Origin of the sequence: Hasllibacter halocynthiae, assembly GCF_003003095.1 — a bacterium.
Taxonomy (GTDB): Bacteria; Pseudomonadota; Alphaproteobacteria; order Rhodobacterales; family Rhodobacteraceae; genus Hasllibacter; species Hasllibacter halocynthiae.
In genome coordinates this window covers 1,128,211-1,145,045 of sequence record NZ_PVTT01000001.1, presented here as the reverse complement: position 1 = coordinate 1,145,045, position 16,835 = coordinate 1,128,211, and the positions used below count along the sequence as shown (strand labels likewise).

The 16,835-nt window shown below is 70.2% G+C and carries 18 protein-coding genes; 14 read left to right on the top strand and 4 right to left on the bottom strand.

Annotation, left to right across the window (positions count from 1 at the left end; translation table 11 throughout):
- The first annotated feature begins 21 nt into the window (after positions 1–21).
- From BCF33_RS05750 to BCF33_RS05730, 5 genes are all read left to right on the top strand, one after another.
- Positions 22–219 carry a hypothetical protein gene (locus tag BCF33_RS05750; RefSeq protein ID WP_106160231.1) on the top strand — a complete coding sequence of 66 codons (198 nt, stop codon included), beginning with the start codon at positions 22–24 and terminating at the stop codon, positions 217–219.
- Between the two features lie 140 nt (positions 220–359).
- Positions 360–545, top strand: a complete 186-nt coding sequence (locus BCF33_RS05745) for a DUF2256 domain-containing protein (protein WP_106159917.1) — start codon at positions 360–362, stop codon at positions 543–545.
- A gap of 35 nt (positions 546–580) precedes the next feature.
- Positions 581–2,713, top strand: a complete 2,133-nt coding sequence (locus BCF33_RS05740) for a malate synthase G (RefSeq protein ID WP_106159916.1) — start codon at positions 581–583, stop codon at positions 2,711–2,713.
- 97 nt (positions 2,714–2,810) lie between these two features.
- On the top strand, positions 2,811–3,236 hold the full coding sequence (locus BCF33_RS05735) for a GlcG/HbpS family heme-binding protein (protein WP_106159915.1): 426 nt from the start codon (positions 2,811–2,813) through the stop codon (positions 3,234–3,236).
- Positions 3,237–3,322: 86 nt separating this feature from the next.
- A complete protein-coding gene (locus tag BCF33_RS05730) occupies positions 3,323–4,090 on the top strand; it encodes a gamma-glutamyl-gamma-aminobutyrate hydrolase family protein (protein ID WP_106159914.1) in 768 nt (255 codons plus the stop codon).
- Here BCF33_RS05730 and BCF33_RS05725 read toward each other — a convergent pair.
- Positions 4,087–4,674 (bottom strand): hypothetical protein, encoded by a 588-nt coding sequence (locus tag BCF33_RS05725; protein WP_106159913.1) that lies wholly within the window; start codon positions 4,672–4,674, stop codon positions 4,087–4,089. The two genes, BCF33_RS05730 and BCF33_RS05725, sit on opposite strands and share 4 nt — an antisense overlap.
- Positions 4,675–4,758: 84 nt before the next feature.
- Here BCF33_RS05725 and BCF33_RS05720 point away from each other — a divergent pair, with 84 nt between their 5' ends.
- The 3 genes from BCF33_RS05720 to BCF33_RS05710 all read left to right on the top strand — a co-directional run bounded on the left by BCF33_RS05720 (position 4,759) and on the right by BCF33_RS05710 (position 6,987).
- The gene (locus BCF33_RS05720) at positions 4,759–5,463 is read left to right on the top strand and encodes a D-lyxose/D-mannose family sugar isomerase (protein WP_106159912.1); all 705 of its coding nucleotides are present in this window, start codon (positions 4,759–4,761) and stop codon (positions 5,461–5,463) included.
- Positions 5,464–5,540: 77 nt separating this feature from the next.
- Complete coding sequence (locus BCF33_RS05715; protein WP_211292356.1) at positions 5,541–5,900, top strand: response regulator; 360 nt, start codon at positions 5,541–5,543, stop codon at positions 5,898–5,900.
- A 1-nt stretch (position 5,901) separates the two neighbouring features.
- The gene (locus BCF33_RS05710; RefSeq protein ID WP_106159910.1) at positions 5,902–6,987 is read left to right on the top strand and encodes an HWE histidine kinase domain-containing protein; all 1,086 of its coding nucleotides are present in this window, start codon (positions 5,902–5,904) and stop codon (positions 6,985–6,987) included.
- On the opposite strand, the gene BCF33_RS05705 is transcribed toward BCF33_RS05710, so the two are convergent.
- Both BCF33_RS05705 and kynU read right to left on the bottom strand, forming a co-directional pair.
- On the bottom strand, positions 6,984–7,427 hold the full coding sequence (locus tag BCF33_RS05705) for a GNAT family N-acetyltransferase (protein WP_158259355.1): 444 nt from the start codon (positions 7,425–7,427) through the stop codon (positions 6,984–6,986). The genes BCF33_RS05710 and BCF33_RS05705 overlap by 4 nt on opposite strands.
- A 53-nt stretch (positions 7,428–7,480) precedes the next feature.
- On the bottom strand, positions 7,481–8,674 hold the full coding sequence (gene kynU / locus BCF33_RS05700; protein ID WP_106159908.1) for a kynureninase: 1,194 nt from the start codon (positions 8,672–8,674) through the stop codon (positions 7,481–7,483).
- Positions 8,675–8,859: 185 nt separating this feature from the next.
- Between kynU and BCF33_RS05695 the strand changes: the two genes are divergently transcribed.
- The 6 genes from BCF33_RS05695 (at position 8,860) to BCF33_RS05670 (ending at position 15,409) form a co-directional block, all read left to right on the top strand.
- Positions 8,860–10,425 carry a Re/Si-specific NAD(P)(+) transhydrogenase subunit alpha gene (locus BCF33_RS05695; protein WP_106159907.1) on the top strand — a complete coding sequence of 522 codons (1,566 nt, stop codon included), beginning with the start codon at positions 8,860–8,862 and terminating at the stop codon, positions 10,423–10,425.
- Positions 10,422–10,613: a hypothetical protein gene (locus BCF33_RS05690; RefSeq protein WP_106159906.1), complete on the top strand. Its 192-nt coding sequence runs from the start codon at positions 10,422–10,424 to the stop codon at positions 10,611–10,613. Before BCF33_RS05695 ends, BCF33_RS05690 begins: the two co-directional genes overlap by 4 nt.
- Entirely contained in the window at positions 10,610–12,109 is a 1,500-nt protein-coding gene (locus tag BCF33_RS05685; protein ID WP_106159905.1) for an NAD(P)(+) transhydrogenase (Re/Si-specific) subunit beta, read from the top strand. The genes BCF33_RS05690 and BCF33_RS05685 overlap by 4 nt, the downstream gene beginning before the upstream one ends.
- 186 nt (positions 12,110–12,295) lie before the next feature.
- The gene (locus BCF33_RS05680) at positions 12,296–12,856 is read left to right on the top strand and encodes a hypothetical protein (protein ID WP_106159904.1); all 561 of its coding nucleotides are present in this window, start codon (positions 12,296–12,298) and stop codon (positions 12,854–12,856) included.
- 94 nt (positions 12,857–12,950) lie between these two features.
- On the top strand, positions 12,951–13,775 hold the full coding sequence (gene yghU / locus BCF33_RS05675; protein WP_106159903.1) for a glutathione-dependent disulfide-bond oxidoreductase: 825 nt from the start codon (positions 12,951–12,953) through the stop codon (positions 13,773–13,775).
- A gap of 338 nt (positions 13,776–14,113) precedes the next feature.
- Positions 14,114–15,409: a DUF3422 family protein gene (locus BCF33_RS05670; RefSeq protein WP_106159902.1), complete on the top strand. Its 1,296-nt coding sequence runs from the start codon at positions 14,114–14,116 to the stop codon at positions 15,407–15,409.
- Here BCF33_RS05670 and BCF33_RS05665 read toward each other — a convergent pair.
- A complete protein-coding gene (locus tag BCF33_RS05665; protein ID WP_106159901.1) occupies positions 15,393–16,793 on the bottom strand; it encodes an MATE family efflux transporter in 1,401 nt (466 codons plus the stop codon). The genes BCF33_RS05670 and BCF33_RS05665 overlap by 17 nt on opposite strands.
- Positions 16,794–16,835: the final 42 nt, after the last annotated feature.

The window sequence follows — 16,835 nt, the reverse complement described above, 5'->3', positions numbered from 1 at the left end:
ACAGCCATCGAGGAGGACGCCATGTCCGCACCCGACACCAATGTCGAGAAGCAGGAGAAGAAGCACAAGTCGGCCCTGGGGGGGATGGGCGTCGCCGTCCTCTTCGCCGTGGTCCTGCTCGTCGGGCTGGTGGCGTTCGTCATCATCAACGGCAACGATCCCGAGGGTTCGGATGCCGTGGTGGACGGCCGCACCGGAGAGGTGATCGTCACCGAGTAGGCCCGCCTGATTCCCGAGCGGGAGGGGGCAGGTCCGCCGGCACGAACGGCGCGAGTGAGCCTGGGCGCGCGACGGCGCGGGCGCCGTGTCCTCGACGCGATGGAAGAGCGGGGCGGACGCTTTTCCGGGCAGGAGGTTTCATGGCTCGGATGCGCCGGAAGGCCGACCTTCCCGTGAAGGACTGCGCGACTTGCGGCCGGCCCTTCGCGTGGCGCCGCAAATGGGCCCGCGACTGGGACGAGGTGCGTCACTGCTCGGATCGCTGTCGCCGCGACGCGAGGCGGCGCCGGAGCGAGCGGCTGGACGACCCCGCGTCCGGCCGGTAACGGGCGGCGCGGACGCTATACGGAGAAGACGCCCCATGAGCGAGCGCATCGAGACCCATGGCCTGAGCATCGACGGGGCGCTGTACGAGTTGATCGAGGAGCGCGCCCTGCCCGGGACGGGCGTCGAGGGCGACGCGTTCTGGGCTGGCCTCGCGCGTCTGCTGGATAGATTCGGTCCGCGCAACCAAGCGCTTCTCGACCGCCGCGAGGAGATTCAGGACCGGATCGACGCCTGGCATCGCGATCGGCGCGGACAGGCCATCGACATGGGCGAGTACGAGGCGTTCCTGCGCGAGATCGGCTATATCGTTCCCGAAGGGCCCGACTTCGAGATCGGGACGCAGAACGTCGACCCCGAGATCGCGGAGATCGCTGGTCCGCAGCTCGTGGTGCCGATCATGAACGCGCGCTACGCGCTCAACGCCGCGAACGCGCGCTGGGGCAACCTCTACGACGCGTTCTACGGCACGGACGCGATCATGGAGGCGCCCGCGGGTCGGGGCTACGACCCCGAGCGGGGCGCGAAGGTCATAGCGGAGGCCAAGGATTTCCTCGATCGCACGGTGCCGCTCGAAGGGCTCGGTTGGGCCGAGGTGACCGGCCTCGCGGTCCGGGACGGTGCCCTGGTGGCCGAGCCGGGCGGCGCGGCCCTCGTGAGGCCCTCCGCGTTCGTCGGGTCGGGCGACGGGCGCTTCGTGTTCCGGCACAACGGCCTCGGGGTCGAGGTTCGCGTGGAACCCGAAGGGCCCATCGGCAAGGACGATCCCGCGGGGATAGATTCCGTCTGGCTGGAATCGGCCCTCTCGGCGATCATGGACTGCGAGGATTCCGTCGCGGCCGTGGACGGCGAGGACAAGGCGCTGGCCTATGGCAACTGGCTGGGCCTGATGAAGGGCGACCTGACGGAGGAAGTGGCCAAGGGCGACCGGACCTTCACCCGCAGGCTGAAACCCGACATCCCGCTGACCGGGCCCGACGGGACGGCGGTCACGCTGAAGGGTCGGGCGCTGATGCTGGTGCGGAACGTCGGGCACCTGATGCGGACCCCCGCCGTCACCGTCGAGGGCGAGGAGCAGTTCGAAGGCCTGCTGGACGCGGCCGTCACCACGCTCTGCGCGATGCACGACCTCGCGAAGACCGAGGGGCCGCGCAACTCGGCCCGGGGCAGCGTCTACGTGGTCAAGCCGAAGATGCACGGCCCCGAGGAGGTCGCCTTCGCCGTGGAGGTCTTCGACTTCGTCGAGGACATGCTCGGCCTGCCGCGCAACACCGTGAAGCTGGGCATCATGGACGAGGAACGACGCACGAGCGCCAACCTGAAGGAGTGCATCCGCGCTGCGAAGGATCGGGTGGCCTTCATCAACACCGGCTTTCTCGACCGCACCGGGGACGAGATCCACACCTCCATGGAAGCCGGGCCGATGGTTCCGAAGGGCGAGATGAAGTCGCAGCCCTGGATCGAGGCCTACGAGGACCGGAACGTGGACATCGGCCTGGCCTGCGGGCTGCGCGGTCGGGCGCAGATCGGGAAAGGCATGTGGGCCATGCCCGATCGCATGGGCGACATGCTGCGCGAGAAGATCGCCCATCCCGCGGCCGGGGCGAACACAGCCTGGGTACCGTCGCCCACCGCCGCCACCTTGCATGCGATGCACTACCACCAGGTCGACGTGGCCGAGCGGCAGCGCGAGCTGGCCGCGGGCGGCCAGCGGAGGTCCCTGGAGGATCTCCTGACGATCCCGCTGATGGAGGGTCGCAACCTTTCGGACGACGAGGTCCGCGCAGAGGTCGACAACAACGCGCAGGGCATCCTCGGCTACGTGGTGCGCTGGGTCGATGCCGGGGTGGGATGCTCGAAGGTGCCCGACATCCACGACGTCGGCCTGATGGAAGACCGGGCGACCTGCCGCATCTCGTCGCAGGCGCTCGCGAACTGGCTGTATCACGGCGTCATCTCCGAAGAGCAGGTGGACGAGGGGTTGCGCAAGATGGCCGCGAAGGTCGACGCGCAGAACGCAGGCGATCCGGGCTATCGCGACATGGCGCCCGGCTTCGACGGGCCAGCCTTCAAGGCGGCACGGGCCTTGGTGGTCGAGGGGCGCGAGCAGCCCTCGGGCTATACCGAACCGCTCCTGCACGAGTGGCGGCGCGTCGCGAAGGCGAGCTAGACGGAGCGGCACCGGCCCTGTCTTCCCCGGTCTTCGGCCCGTGTGCCCTTCGGCGCCGCCCGGGGCGAAAGTGACGGTGCAGCAGGGAGGAGAAGGCATGTCCATCGGTCTGAAGAAGGCGCGGGCGGTGATCCGGGCCACGCTGAGCAAGGGACGCGAGATGGGGTTGAGCCCCCTCTCGGTCGTGGTGCTGGACCCGGGCGGTCACGTCGTCGCCTTCGAGCGCGAGGACGGCGCCGCGCCCGGACGCTTCGCCATCGCGCACGGCAAGGCATTCGGCGCGGTGATGCTGGGCATGCCGGGGTCGGCGCAGATGGCCCGCGCCGAGGGCCAAGCCTACTTCATGGGGGCGATGAACGGCCTCTTCGGCGGGCAGGTGGTGCCCGTTCCGGGGGGCGTCCTGATGCGGGACGGTCGCGGGCGCCTCGCCGGCGCGGTCGGCGTGACCGGGGACACCTCCGAGAACGACGCCGAGGCCGCCGTCGCGGGGGTCGAGGCGGCGAAGCTCGTCGCGGAGGCATAGGGCACGGCGCACAGCGCGGTGTGCGCCGCTGCGGCTTCCGGCCCGGGCGGCAGCGGGATATGGGTGGCGCCGAAGGAGTCCCCCCAATGCGTCCCGTCATCGGCATCATCGGCAACAGCTACCTCATCAACGACGAGTACACCGTGCACGCGGCCGGGACGCTGAACTGCGAGGCCGTGCGCGATGCCGCCCGGGGCGTGCCCCTCATCGTTCCGGCGGCCCCCTGCTACGGCACGCTGGACGAGGTGATGGTCGCTTGCGACGGGTTCCTCTTCACCGGGGGACGCCCCAACGTCCATCCGGAGGAGTACGGCGAGGCCGCCACGGAGGCGCATGGTGCCTTCGACCGTGACCGCGACCGGCTGGCGCTGCCGCTGATCCGCGCGTTGGCGAGAACGGGCCAACCGTTCCTCGCGATTTGCCGCGGCTTCCAGGAAATGGCGGTCGCCTTCGGTTCGACCCTCCACCCGGAGATCCGGGACCTGCCGGGGCGCGACAACCACCGGATGCCCCCCGACGGCACCCTGGAGGAGAAGTTCGCCCTCCGCCACGACGTGGCGCTGACGCCGGGCGGCACGTTCGCACGGCTCCTCGGCGGCGAGGTGGTGCGGACGAACAGCCTGCACGGACAGGGCATCGACCGGCCGGGACCGCGCGTGGTGGTCGAGGGCCGCGCGCCCGACGGCACCGCCGAGGCGATCCGAATCGACCGTGCGCCGGGCTTCGCGCTGGGGGTGCAGTGGCATCCGGAATGGCGCGCTGCCGCCGATCCAGTCAGCGCGCCCCTTTTCACCGCGTTCGGGGCGGCGTGCCGCGCTTGGCGGGCCGGGGAACGGCCCGCCGCCGCCGCCTAGATCCGGTCCGGGCGCGGCATCGGTCGCAGGCCGGGTACGACGCCGGAGGGACGCGACTGCGTCGAAAGACGGTCCTCGGTCGTCGGTTCGCCCTCCGTCATGCGCCGCAAGGTGGCGATGAGGTTCGACTGGCCGTCCGAATATTGGACGTTCGCCACGATGGCTGCCGCGGGGGGCCAGTCCTCGGGCCGCGCGGCGGGGCGCCTGTTGGGCAGATCGGGGCCGAGCGCCGGATCGGGCCGGGGCCCTTCGGCGAACACGTCGAGCCCGTAGTCCCGCGCCGCATCGAGGACGAGGGCATAGGGATACTCGCGGCAGTAGGTGCCGATCGCAATCGCCACGTCCGCCGGATCGGCGGTCGAGAGGGTGGCCGCCTCGGTGACATCCTGCCCACCGTCCTGCCGCCCGGCGAGATAGCCCAGCCCCCAATCCGTAGCCTGGGCGAGCAGGGGCAGGTTCTCGACGCCGGAGATGTCTTCGCACGTGGCGGTGCCGATGCCGCCTATGTCGTCCCCCGGCTCGGTTTGCGAGAGGGCCGGCATGGCGCAGATCGTAGCGGCGACGGCGAGGAGCACGTTCTTCATGTAGGATCTCCTTCGAGGGGAGTCCGGCGGTCGCCGGCGGGCTGGCATGACGTTATATGGTCGGAAAGATCAACGGGGGCCGGGATGAGACGTTCCGTCGTCAACGAAGTCATCGCGCGCGCTGAGGGCATGATGCGCGATCACGGGTTCGTCCTGCCCCCCTTCGCCCGTTGGGGCCCGTGGGAGCTTGTCCGGCGCGCCGCCGGCACCCGCATCGCCGAGGCGCGAATGGGCTGGGACGTGACCGATTACGGCGCAGGGCGGTTCGACGAGATGGGGCTGGTCCTCTTCACGCTGCGGAACGGTCGCCCCGGCGACCTCGCTGCGGGGCGGGGCATGGCCTACGCCGAGAAGTTGCTGGTCTCCCAGGAGGGGCAGCTTTCCCCGATGCACACGCACCGCATCAAGGCCGAGGACATCATCAACCGGGGCGGCGGGACGCTGGCGGTGCAACTCCACGGCTCGGACGGGGAGGGGCGCTTCGACGAAGGCCGGGGCGGTACGGTGCTGGTGGACGGCACGGCGCGGGAATTCGCCCCCGGCGAGGTGCTGCGTCTCGCCCGGGGGGAGTCCGTGACGTTGATGCCGGGCGACTGGCACGCCTTCTGGGGGGAGGGCGGCGCGGTGCTGGTCGGCGAGGTCTCGACAGTGAACGACGACGAGACGGACAACGTGTTCCGCGATCCGATCGGACGGTTCAGCGATATCGAGGAGGACGAGGCGCCAGCGCGCCTGCTCGTCTCGGACTACGACCTGTGGTTGTCGGAGGCCACTCCGACCGGGCGCTGAGGAGGCGCACGGACGAAGCGTTGACCTGTAGCCCGCGAACCATAATGTCCCGCGGGCGGACAGGGTGGCGAGGAACCGTGGCGAATGATCTGGCGGGGCGGACGGTGCTTCTCGTCGAGGACGAGTTCCTCGTTCGCCTCGATCTGAGCTGGCTCCTGGAGGAGCACGGCGCAACGGTGGTCTCGGCCGGGGATCTGGCCGAGGGGCTTGGTCACGCCGACGGGGCCTGGGACGTCGCGCTCCTGGACGTTCGCCTGCCCGACGGCGATGTCTTCCCCCTGGCCGAGAAGCTGGCCGAGCGGAGCGTGCCCTTGGTGTTCCATTCCGGCCATGCGCGCCTCGAGCGGCTTCAGCGGCGATTTCCCGGCGCGACGATCCTCGCCAAGCCGTCGCGCAACGAGGTGCTCGTGCGTACCCTCGCCTCGCAGGCCGTTTGAGATGACGAAGGCATCCTCTTCCTTCGCGGATCGGCTGCGCGAGCGGCTGGGCGGGATGGACGCCGTCGACGCTGCGGGCCGCGCGCTCGTCGCGCTGGAGGCGGGGCGCATGGGGACCTGGACCCTGGACATCCCGTCGAACATGGTCACCGGGGACACGGTGGTGGCGGACCTCCTGCAGCTCGATTTCGACGACCAGCCCTGGCCTGCCGACCAGGTCTACGCCCGCATGCATCCCGACGACCTCCCCCGCGTGCAGGTCGAGGTGGCCGCGTCGCTCGAGCACGACGCCTTCTACGAGGTCGAGTTCCGGGACATTGGCGTCGACCTCGAGACGGACCGTGCCCGGTCGCGCTGGCTGGGCGCGCGGGGTCACGTCACCCGGCGTGCCCCGGACGGCACGGCGCTGCAGATGATCGGCGTCAACTGGGACGCGACGGAGGCCAAGGAGGCCGAGGCCCGGCTGGAGGCCATGGCCGAGGAGATGGACCACCGCGTGAAGAACGCCTTCGCCGCGATCCGGGCGCTCGTGAACATGGGCGAGCGGTTCGGCGGGGACCGGGCGTCGTTCGCAAGGACCCTTCGGGGACAGGTGCAGGCGCTGGCGGACACGCACGCGATCTCGTCCCGCCTTGCGCGAGGGGTCGGGGGGGCGGCGGTTTCGGTTCCTGCGCTCGACGTGCTGGAGGCGGCGCTGGCACCCTGGAAGGAAGGGGGCGGATCCCGCGTCGTCCTGCAGGTCCAGCCGGGCATCGTCCTGCCGACCGCGGACGCCGCGACACTGGCGATGCTCGTCTACGAACTGGCGGGCGAAGCCGCCGAGCGCGGCGCGCTGGGCCGGTCGGACGGTGCCCTTCGCGTGACGCTGGCGCGGCAGGAAGCCCGCCATGCGGCCTTCATATGGGAGGAGACGGTCCCTGGCGGAGTTGCGGGCCCGACCGATCAAGCGCCGGCTGCTTTCGGTGCAGTGCTCGCCGAGCAGTGCGTCGCCGCGCTGAAGGGCCGGATGCGCCGCGAGCACGGCCGGGGCCGCCTGCGCTTCGAGCTGGACTTCCCGGTGGCGCCCGCTGCCGCCCCCGCGGCCTAGGCCGCGTCCTCCGAGCCGAGGACGATCCATTCCATGTCGAAGGCGGGCAAGGTGACGCCCGTCCGGGTCTGCGGCGCCTCGGCGGTGACCGACCAGCCGCGCCGCTCGAGGAATGGGCGCGCCATCAGCGAGGCGCGGGCGTGGAAGCGGGGCGGGCACGCATCGGCGACGCCTTCCTCCAGCGCGTCGAGGAGCGGACCGGCGACGCCTCTTCCGATGACCTCCGGCCGGACGAAGAGAAGGTCGAGATACCCGTCGCGGCGCATAGTGCCGAAGGCGACGGGCAGGTCCGCCTCCGCCGTCACCTCTTCGGCGAGGAGGGTGACGTGATCCGCTAGCCGGTCGAGCCAACTCTCGGGCGGCTGGGGGCTGTCGATCCAAGCGGCCCGTTGGGCGCGGTCGTAGTGCCTGGCGGCGCCTACATGGATGGAATCGTACATGATCCGTCGGCAGGTCCAGGCGTCGGCCGCGCGGAACGGGCGGATGCGGGCCCTCATGTCACGGCCTTGCGCGCAGCGTATTCCGGCGCATCCCAGGCGCGGGTGGCGAGCACCTCCGCGAGGACCGCTGCGGCACGGTCGACGTCCGCCTCGTCGTTGTAGAGGGGGGCGAGCCCGAAGCGCAGTATGTCGGGCGCGCGGAAATCGCCGATCACGCCCTGCGCGATGAGCGCCTGCATCACGGCGTAGGCTTCCGGGTGCCGGAAGGAGACCTGCGAGCCGCGCAGGCCGGCGTCGCGCGGCGAGGCGAGGGCGACCCCCTCGCACGACCCCTCGACGGCGACGACGAGCCGGTCCGTCAGGGCGGCCCGGCGAGCGTCGAGCGCGGTCATGTCCACGTCGTCCCAGACGTCCAGCGCCGCCTCCAGCGCGGCGAGCTGCAAGATGGGGGGCGTGCCGACGCGCATCCGGTCGATCCCCGTGCCGGCGCGGTAGTGCAGATCGAAGTCGAAGGGCGCCTCGTGGCCGAGCCAGCCCGAGAGGGCGGGGCGGGCGCGGTCCAGGTGCCGGGAGGCCACGTGCATGAACGCCGGCGCGCCCGGCCCGCCGTTGAGATACTTGTAGGTGCAGCCCACCGCGAAGTCGGCCCCGGCCGCCGAGAGGTCGACCGGAATGGCGCCCGCGGAATGGGCGAGGTCCCAGATCGCCAGCGCGCCCGCCGCATGGGCCCTGGCCGTCAGCGCGCGCATATCGTGGCGCCGGCCGGTGCGATAGTCGACCTCCGTCAGCATGAGGGCCGCGACGTCCTCCCCGATCGCCTCCTCCACGGCCTCGGGCGCGACGAGGCGCAGCTCGTGTCCTTGGCCGAGGGTGCGGATCAGCCCTTCGGCCATGTAGAGATCGGAGGGGAAGTTGCCCGTGTCCGACAGGATCACCCGCCGGTCGGGCCGCATCTCCAGCGCGGCGGCGAGGGCCTGGTAGACCTTCACCGACAGCGTGTCGCCCATCACGGTCGTGCCCGGTGGCGCGCCGATCAGGCGTCCGACGCGGTCGCCCAGGGCCGTCGGCGCGGCCATCCAGCCGCATTCGTTCCAGCCGCGGATCAGGCGCCGGCCCCATTCGGCCTTCATGGCATGGGCAACGCGCCCCGGCGCCGCCTTCGGCAAAGGCCCGAGCGAGTTTCCGTCGAGATAGGCGACGCCTTCGGGCAGCGCGAAGGCGGCTTTCGTGGCAGCGAAGTCCGTCATCGTCCAAAGCGTAGCGCGCATGCTTCGCGAGGGACGGGGCAATAGGCCGGCCGGGGGCGGGGCGTTGCGCGCGTGCCACAGGTGCGGCCCCTGCCGCTGTTGCGTCCGGTGGCGCGGCGGCCATAGTGGCGGGGATGCCGCGCCGGACGACGACGCGGAGCCCGGAAGTGGCGGAAAGGACGGCCATGAGGATCGGCGCCCCGAAGGAGCAGTCCCCCGAGACCCGGGTTGCCATGACACCGGACAGCGCGAAGGCCATACGGAAGCTGGGCCACGACTGCCTGATCCAAGCCGGCGCTGGCGCCGCGTCGGGCTTCTCGGACGCCGAGTACGAGGCCGCGGGCGTCGAGGTCGTCAAGACCGCGCCCGCGCTCTGGAACCAGTCCGACGTCGTGGTCAAGGTGAACAAGCCGACGGAAGCCGAAGCCAAGCGGCTGAAGGAGGGCATGACGCTGATCTCCTTCGTCGGGCCGTCCGAGGACAACGCCCTGATGGAGATGGCCGCCGACGAGGGCGCCACGATCGTCGCGATGGAGATGGTGCCCCGCATCAGCCGGGCGCAGAAGATGGACGCGCTGTCCTCGATGGCGAACATCGCGGGCTATCGTGCGACCATAGAGGCGGCGAACCAGTTCGGCCGCTTCCTGAACGGCCAGGTCACGGCGGCCGGCAAGGTGCCGCCCGCGAAGGTGCTGGTCGTCGGCGCGGGTGTCGCGGGGCTGGCCGCCATCGGCACGGCGACCTCGCTGGGCGCGCAGGTCTACGCCTTCGACGTGCGGCCCGAGGTCTCCGAGCAGATCGAGTCGATGGGCGCGGAGTTCGTGTTCCTCGACTTCGAGGAGGCGCAGGACGGGTCCGAGACGGGCGGCTACGCGGCCCCCTCATCCCCCGAGTTCCGCGAGGCGCAGCTGGCGAAGTTCCGCGAGCTGGCGCCCGAGATGGACATCGTCATCACCACGGCCCTGATCCCGGGCCGCCCGGCCCCCGAGCTCTGGACCGAGGACATGGTCCAGTCGATGAAGCCCGGAAGCGTGGTCGTGGACCTCGCCGCGGCGAACGGGGGCAACTGCACGCTGACGAAGCGTGGCGCCGTCGTCGTGAAGCACGGCGTCAGGATCATCGGCTACGACGACTACGCCAGCCGGATGGGGGCGCAGGCCTCGACGCTTTATGCCAACAACATCCGGCACATGCTGGCGGACCTGACGCCCGAGAAGGACGGCGTGATCGTGCACGACATGGAGGACGACGTCATCCGGGGCGCCACCGTCGTCCACGAGGGGGCGATCACCTGGCCGCCGCCGCCGCCGAAGACCAAGGCGATCGCGGCGGCCCCGAGGAAGGAGAAGCCCCCCGAGCAGACCGCCGAGGAGCGGCGCGCCTCCGAGGTCGCCGCCTTCCGGGAGGAGACGAAGCGCCAGGTCGGCCTTCTCGCCGGGGCGGGGCTCCTCGTGCTGCTCGTCGGCCTCGTCGCGCCGCTCTCGTTCCTGCAGCACTTCATCGTCTTCACCCTGGCCTGCTTCGTCGGCTTCCAGGTGATCTGGGGCGTCGCCCATTCGCTGCACACGCCGCTGATGGCGGTGACGAACGCGATCTCCTCCATCGTCATCCTCGGGGCGCTGATGCAGATCGGCTCTGGCTCGTGGCTTGTGCTGATCCTGGCGGCGCTCGCGGTGTTCATGTGCGGGATCAACATCTTCGGCGGGTTCCTGGTGACGCGCCGCATGCTGGCCATGTTCGAGCGGTCGTGAGGTCCGGCCGCCTTCTCACCGTGTTGACGGCCGCGCTCGGCGCGGTGGCGGGCGCGCTGATCGCGGCCTTCGCGCTGGGCACGGGAACGGCGGGCACGTTCCTGGGCGCGGCGGCCGGCGCGCTCGTGGCGGTGATCGACCTCTTCATCCTCTCTAAATTCCTGAAATCCCGGAGGGACGCCGAATGACAGGCGGCTTCACCATCGCAGCCTACGTCGTCGCGGCCGTGCTGTTCATCCTGTCCCTCGGCGGGCTCTCCGGGCAGGAGAGCGCGAAGCGCGCCATTTGGTACGGCATCGTCGGGATGGCGCTGGCGATCTTCGCCACTTTGATCGGCCCGGGATCGGGGCTGTGGCTTCTGTCGCTGATCCTGATCGCCCTTGGCGGGGTGATCGGCTGGCAGCTATCCGGGCGGGTGCAGATGACGCAGATGCCCGAGCTGGTCGCGGCGATGCATTCCCTCGTCGGGCTGGCGGCGGTGTTCGTGGGCTTCAACGCCCATGTCGAGATCGAGCGCGTCCAGGCGGCGTTCGGCGCCGTGGGCGTGCCCTTTCCCTATGCGGGCCAGCCCATAGACCCGGTCCAGGCCATCGCCGCCGCCGAGATCGCCGGAGCCTTCCGGGGATTCGCGGCGCTGGTGGCGACCAAGATCCCGGCCGAGATCGCGATCCTGCGGATCGAGCTGTTCCTCGGCGTGTTCATCGGCGCGGTGACCTTCACCGGCTCCGTCATCGCCTATGGCAAGCTAGCCGGGCGGGTGGACACGGGTGCGCGGCAGCTTCCCGGCGGGCATGGGCTGAACGCGGCGGCGCTAGGGGTCTCGCTCCTCTGCCTCGTCCTCTACATGGCGACCGGCTGGGGGGGGTGGTTGCTTCTGATGACGCTCGCGGCGCTCTTCGTGGGCTACCACCTCATCATGGGGATCGGCGGGGCGGACATGCCGGTCGTCGTCTCGATGCTGAACAGCTATTCTGGCTGGGCGGCGGCGGCGATCGGCTTCAGCCTCGGGAACGACCTGCTGATCGTGGTGGGCGCGTTGGTGGGATCCTCCGGCGCGATCCTGAGCTACATCATGTGCAAGGCGATGAACCGTTCCTTCCTGTCGGTGATCCTCGGCGGCTGGGGCGGCGCCGCAGGCGAGCAGATGGCCGTCGAGGGCGAGCAGGTCGCCATCGACGCCGACGGCGTGGCTGCGGCGCTGGAGGAGGCGTCCTCCGTCGTCATCGTGCCGGGCTACGGCATGGCCGTCGCGCAGGCGCAGCAATCCGTGTCCGAACTGGTCCGCAAGCTGCGGGCGAAGGGCAAGGAGGTGCGCTTCGCCATCCACCCCGTCGCCGGACGGCTGCCCGGCCACATGAACGTCCTCCTGGCCGAGGCGAAGGTGCCCTACGACATCGTGCTGGAGATGGACGAGATCAACGACGACTTCCCGGACACGGACGTTGTGATCGTCATCGGCTCGAACGACATCGTGAACCCGGCTGCGCAGGACGATCCGAACAGCCCCATCGCCGGCATGCCGGTGCTGGAGGTCTGGAAGGCGAAGGACGTGTTCGTAAGCAAGCGGGGGCAGGGGACGGGCTATTCCGGGATCGAGAACCCGCTCTTCTACAAGGATAACACGCGCATGTTCTACGGTGATGCGAAGGCGTCCGTGGATGCGCTGCTGAAGCGGCTGGACTGAAGGGCGCGGGCGCGAAGTCCCTCTTCCCCCCGGGGGGGTACCGCCGGCTTGGCGGAAGATTGCCCGGGGGTGCGGAGTGTCATGCGTTTTCCTGCCCCCGCGGAGGAACGCGCCCTCCCCCCATCTTCGTTTTGCGGATGGGACGGCACGTCCGTTCCTGCACACACGCCAAGAAGGAAGACCACGATGCGCATCCTCACCTCCGCAGCCGCGATCGCCATGCTCGCCGTTCCCGCCCTCGCGCAGGATCAGTCGGGCGGCGACGCGCAGCAGATCGCCAACGACTTCTTCAACCCGATCGCCGACGAGGCGACCTCCGCCGTGCAGTCGGGGAACTGGAAGGGCATCGCCGGCTGGATGTCCGAGAACACCGCCGACGAGGCGCCGTTCTACTTCGCCGGCACGGCGCTGTCATCCGAAGGGCCGGCGGCAGCCTTCACCATGGCCATCGACGCCTCCGAGCTGGAGGAGTTCGCGATGCAGGCCGGCGGCATGCAGGGCATGACCGGCGACATGATCGACGACTACGACCTAGAGGTTATGGTCCGCGGTGCCTGGCAGGTGCCGGACAACCGCATCGGCGCCGAGGTCGCGTTCTACGAGAGCGGCACCCTCAACCCGCCCGAGGGAATGGACATGCCGTCCGGTCCGTTCACCAGCGCCACGATCTGCACGGTGCGCCTGTCGGATGTCGATGACGATGCCGAGATCGAGATGGCGACCTGCATGGTCACTGCGATGATGTGATCCTCCGGGCCGGGGCGTCTTCCGCCCCGCGGCCCCCAATCCCGCGCCGTTCGCCGGCGCCCGAACCGATGCGAACGACGACGGAGCGTGCCCGATGGCTGAAGACTACACCCCACCGAAGGTCTGGACCTGGGATCGGGAGAGCGGGGGGAAGTGGGCCACGACCAACCGGCCCGTCGCGGGGGCCACGCACGATGCCGAACTGCCCCTGGGCGAGCATCGGTTCCAGCTCCACTCGCTCGGCACGCCAAACGGGCAGAAGGTGACGATCCTCCTCGAGGAGTTGCTCGCCGCAGGATTCGACGCCGAGTACGATGCCTGGCTGATCGACATCTCGAAGGGGGACCAGTTCGGCTCCGGCTTCACGGCGATCAATCCGAACGGGAAGATCCCCGCGCTGCTGGACCGCAAGGACGGACGGCGGGTGTTCGAGTCGGGCGCGATCCTGCTCTACCTCGCGGAGGAGTTCGGCGCCTTCCTCGGCCGGGGCGCCGACCGAACGGAGGAGTTGAACTGGCTCTTCTGGCTTCAGGGTTCGGCGCCCTATCTCGGCGGGGGATTCGGGCATTTCTACGCCTACGCACCCTTCCCGCAGGAATACCCGATCGACCGCTTCGCGATGGAGACCAAGCGCCAGCTCGACGTCCTCGACCGGCGGCTCGCGGAGGTGGAGTGGCTGGGCGGCGCTGGCTACTCGATCGCGGACGTCGCGACCTTTCCGTGGTACGGCAACCTCGTCCTCGGGCGCGCCTATGACGCGGCCGAGTTCCTGTCGGTGGGGGAGTACGGGAACGTCATGCGCTGGGCGAAGGCCATCGACGCGCGTCCCGCGGTCCTGCGCGGCCGCAAGGTGAACCGTCCCACCGCCCCCGAGGAAGGCGGCGTCGCCGAACGGCATTCCGCCGGCGATCTCGATTGACTGCATCCATGGCGCCTTCGTGTCCGGCGGGAAACCCGCCTACCTCGATTGACGCGAAGCCTTCGAAAAGGGCGAATCCGAGGGCGTTGCGATCTTGGGCAGCGCGTTCGACTTCTACGGACAGGTTGGCGATGCGCTCGGCCATGGCATGACCTGTGAAGCGATCGGCTGTTGGGCCGCGCGGAGCGGCAGCGAAGTCATTCCCAGTCTCGACGACTTAGAGACGCTGTCGATCAACGCCGGCCTCCGGTCCCGATGGTTGCCGCAACGGCACTTCGCAAGGACCGCCCTGCGCGCCCGCTCTTCCTCGCATCGCTCGGTGCACTAAAGTCGATCTCATGGACGGGACGGCTACGGCAGGTCTGAGGGACCACGAGTTGCGCTATGCGCTGGCGAACGAGCTGCACGCGCGGCCGTTTCCGGCGCTCTCCGCGCCGTGCCATGCCGCCTATCTGGCCATCAAGCGCCCCGAGGACGCCGCCGGGCGCGACCGCGACGCGGACTTCGCCCATCTTCTCGCGCTGCTCGACCGGTTCGGGGCGCCGCACCCGCCACCGGGGGCGACCCATTGGTTCGGCCGCCTCGGCCGGCACGAGCTGAAGTGGGAGGCGCATACCGAGTTCGTCACCTACACCCTCATGGGCGACGGCGTGAGCGAACGGCCCTTCGACGGCACGCTCTTCTCCTCGTTCCCGGCCGATTGGCTGGCGCAGGCGCCCGGCGTGCGGATGACGAGCGCCCTAATCCGCGTCGAGATGCACCCCGGCGACGACGCCATCCGCGCGCGCCTCGGCAAGTGGTTCGTCGGCGAGAGCCTGGCCGTATCGGACGTCCTCGACGGCAGCGCGACCATCGCGGGCGATTTCCGGATCGACGCAGCGGGGCACATGCGGTTCGCCGTCTGGGTGCACGACCACGCGGGCGAGCGACGGATAGGACGGATCGTCCAGCGCCTCTGCGAGATCGAGACCTACAAGGCGATGTCGATGCTGGGCCTCGCCCGCGTCCGCTCGGTCGGGCGCGAGCTGGCGCGCCTCGACGCCGCGCTCTCCACGCTGATGGGTGACTGCACGGGCGACATCGAGGATCCGGAGGGCACGCTGCGGGGCCTTCTGACCACCTCGGCCGAGCTAGAGGCGCTGCTCGCCTCCTCCTCGTTCCGCTTCGGGGCGTCGCGTGCCTATGAGGCCATCGTGAACCAGCGGATTGAGGTGCTGCGCGAGGAGCGGTTCGGCGGGCGCCAGACCTTCGGCGAGTTCATGATGCGCCGCTTCGATCCGGCCATGCGAACCGTTAAGGCCACCCAGCGCCGGATGGAGGCCATGGCCGAGCGGGCGATGCGCGTCTCGGGCCTCCTTCGGACGCGGGTGGATGTCATGCGCTCGGCCCAGAACCAGGAGCTCTTGGCCAGCATGGACCAGCGGGCCGACGCCCAGCTGCAGCTTCAGAAGGCGGTCGAGGGGCTCAGCCTCGTGGCGATCTCCTACTATGCCGTGAATCTCGTCGTGTACCTTCTCGCGCCTTTCGCGGAGGCGGCGGGCGGGGTGCCGCGCTACTGGTTCACGGCCGCGACCGTGCCGGTCGTCGCGGTGACGGTCTGGTGGATCGTCCGCCGGGTCAGGAGGCGGGTTTAGGCAACACCGCGAGCGCGCGCTCCGCCGGGACGCGGATCGGCGCGGCGTCGGTGCGAAGAAGGCCCGTCGCCCGGGCGGCGACAGCCGCGGCCCAAACTATCGTCACGTTGGCAACCACAGCCGCCGCCAGGATGCCGGGATATCCGAAGGCCCACACGCCCATCCAAGCCAGCGGCAGGAAGAGGCCGAAGGTCCGGAGGATGCCGAGCATCATCGACCACCGTGCCTTGGATCGCGCGTTCATCGCCGCGTTCGCCACCACGAGCACTCCGTAGCCGAAGAGCGACCAAGAGATGACCCGAAGGTAGAGGATGGCGTAGAGGCGCGATTCCTCCCCCGCGGCGAGGAGGTCCGCGATGGGATGGGCGAAGACCGTGACGACCGTGGCCGCAAGAAGGCCGAAGCCCGCGCAGAACAGCCAGGACTGCTTCAGCGCCGTGCGTGCGCGGTCCTGCTTCCCGGCCCCCCAGTTCTGGCCGACTACCGGCCCGATCCCGGCCGACAGGGCGAAGAGCGGCACGAGGATCAGCGACTGCACGCGCGAGGCCGCGCCGAAGCCCGCGACGGCCGCGTCGCCCACCGTCGCGACGGCCGCCGTGACCATGGCGAGCCCCGCGGGATTGATGGCGTTGGAGAAAGCGGCGGGTCCCCCGACGCCCGCGATCTCGCGCGCGCTGGCGCCGAAGTCCTTCAGCGGGGAGCGGCAGGTGTCGAGAAGGCCCCGCCGCCAGGCGATCCCCAGCGCGAGCGCGAGGGCCGCGACCCGCCCCGCCAGCGTGGCCCAAGCGGCACCCGCCATGCCGAGCCCGGGAATAGGCCCCCAGCCGAAGATGAGGACCGGGTCGAGCGCGACGTTCACCACCGCTGACAGGACCATGACCCCGGCCGCCGTGGTGCCGTCACCATGGGCGCGGAAGATCGCGTTCACCACCATCATCGAGACTAGGAACGGAAAGGAGAGCGACCAGATCGGGGTGTAGAGGACGACCGCGTCCAGAACCTCGCCCGACGCGCCGAGAAGGCGGAAGAGCGGTGCGTCGAGGAGGAAGAAGGCCGCCCCCACGATGAGCGAGAGCACCGTCGCGAGGAGGGTCGCGTGGATGCCCTTGCGCCGTGTGGCGGCCACCTCGTCCTTCCGGCCGAGCGACTGCGACAGCGCCGCGTTGGCCCCTGCGGAGAGGCCGACCGAAAGGGAGGTCACGGCGACGGTGACCGGGTAGATGAAGCCCACCGCCGCCAGCTCGGTCCGGCCGATCATGCCGAGGAAGATCGCGTCGACGATCCCGACCGAGAACACAGCGAGTATGCCCAGCGTCATGGGCGCCGAGACGGCGGCGAGGGCGCGCCAGACGGGCCCTTCGGTCAAGTCGCGGGTGACGGCCATGCCGGGGCAACGGGCCGATCGTGCGGAACGTTCCTACCAGGC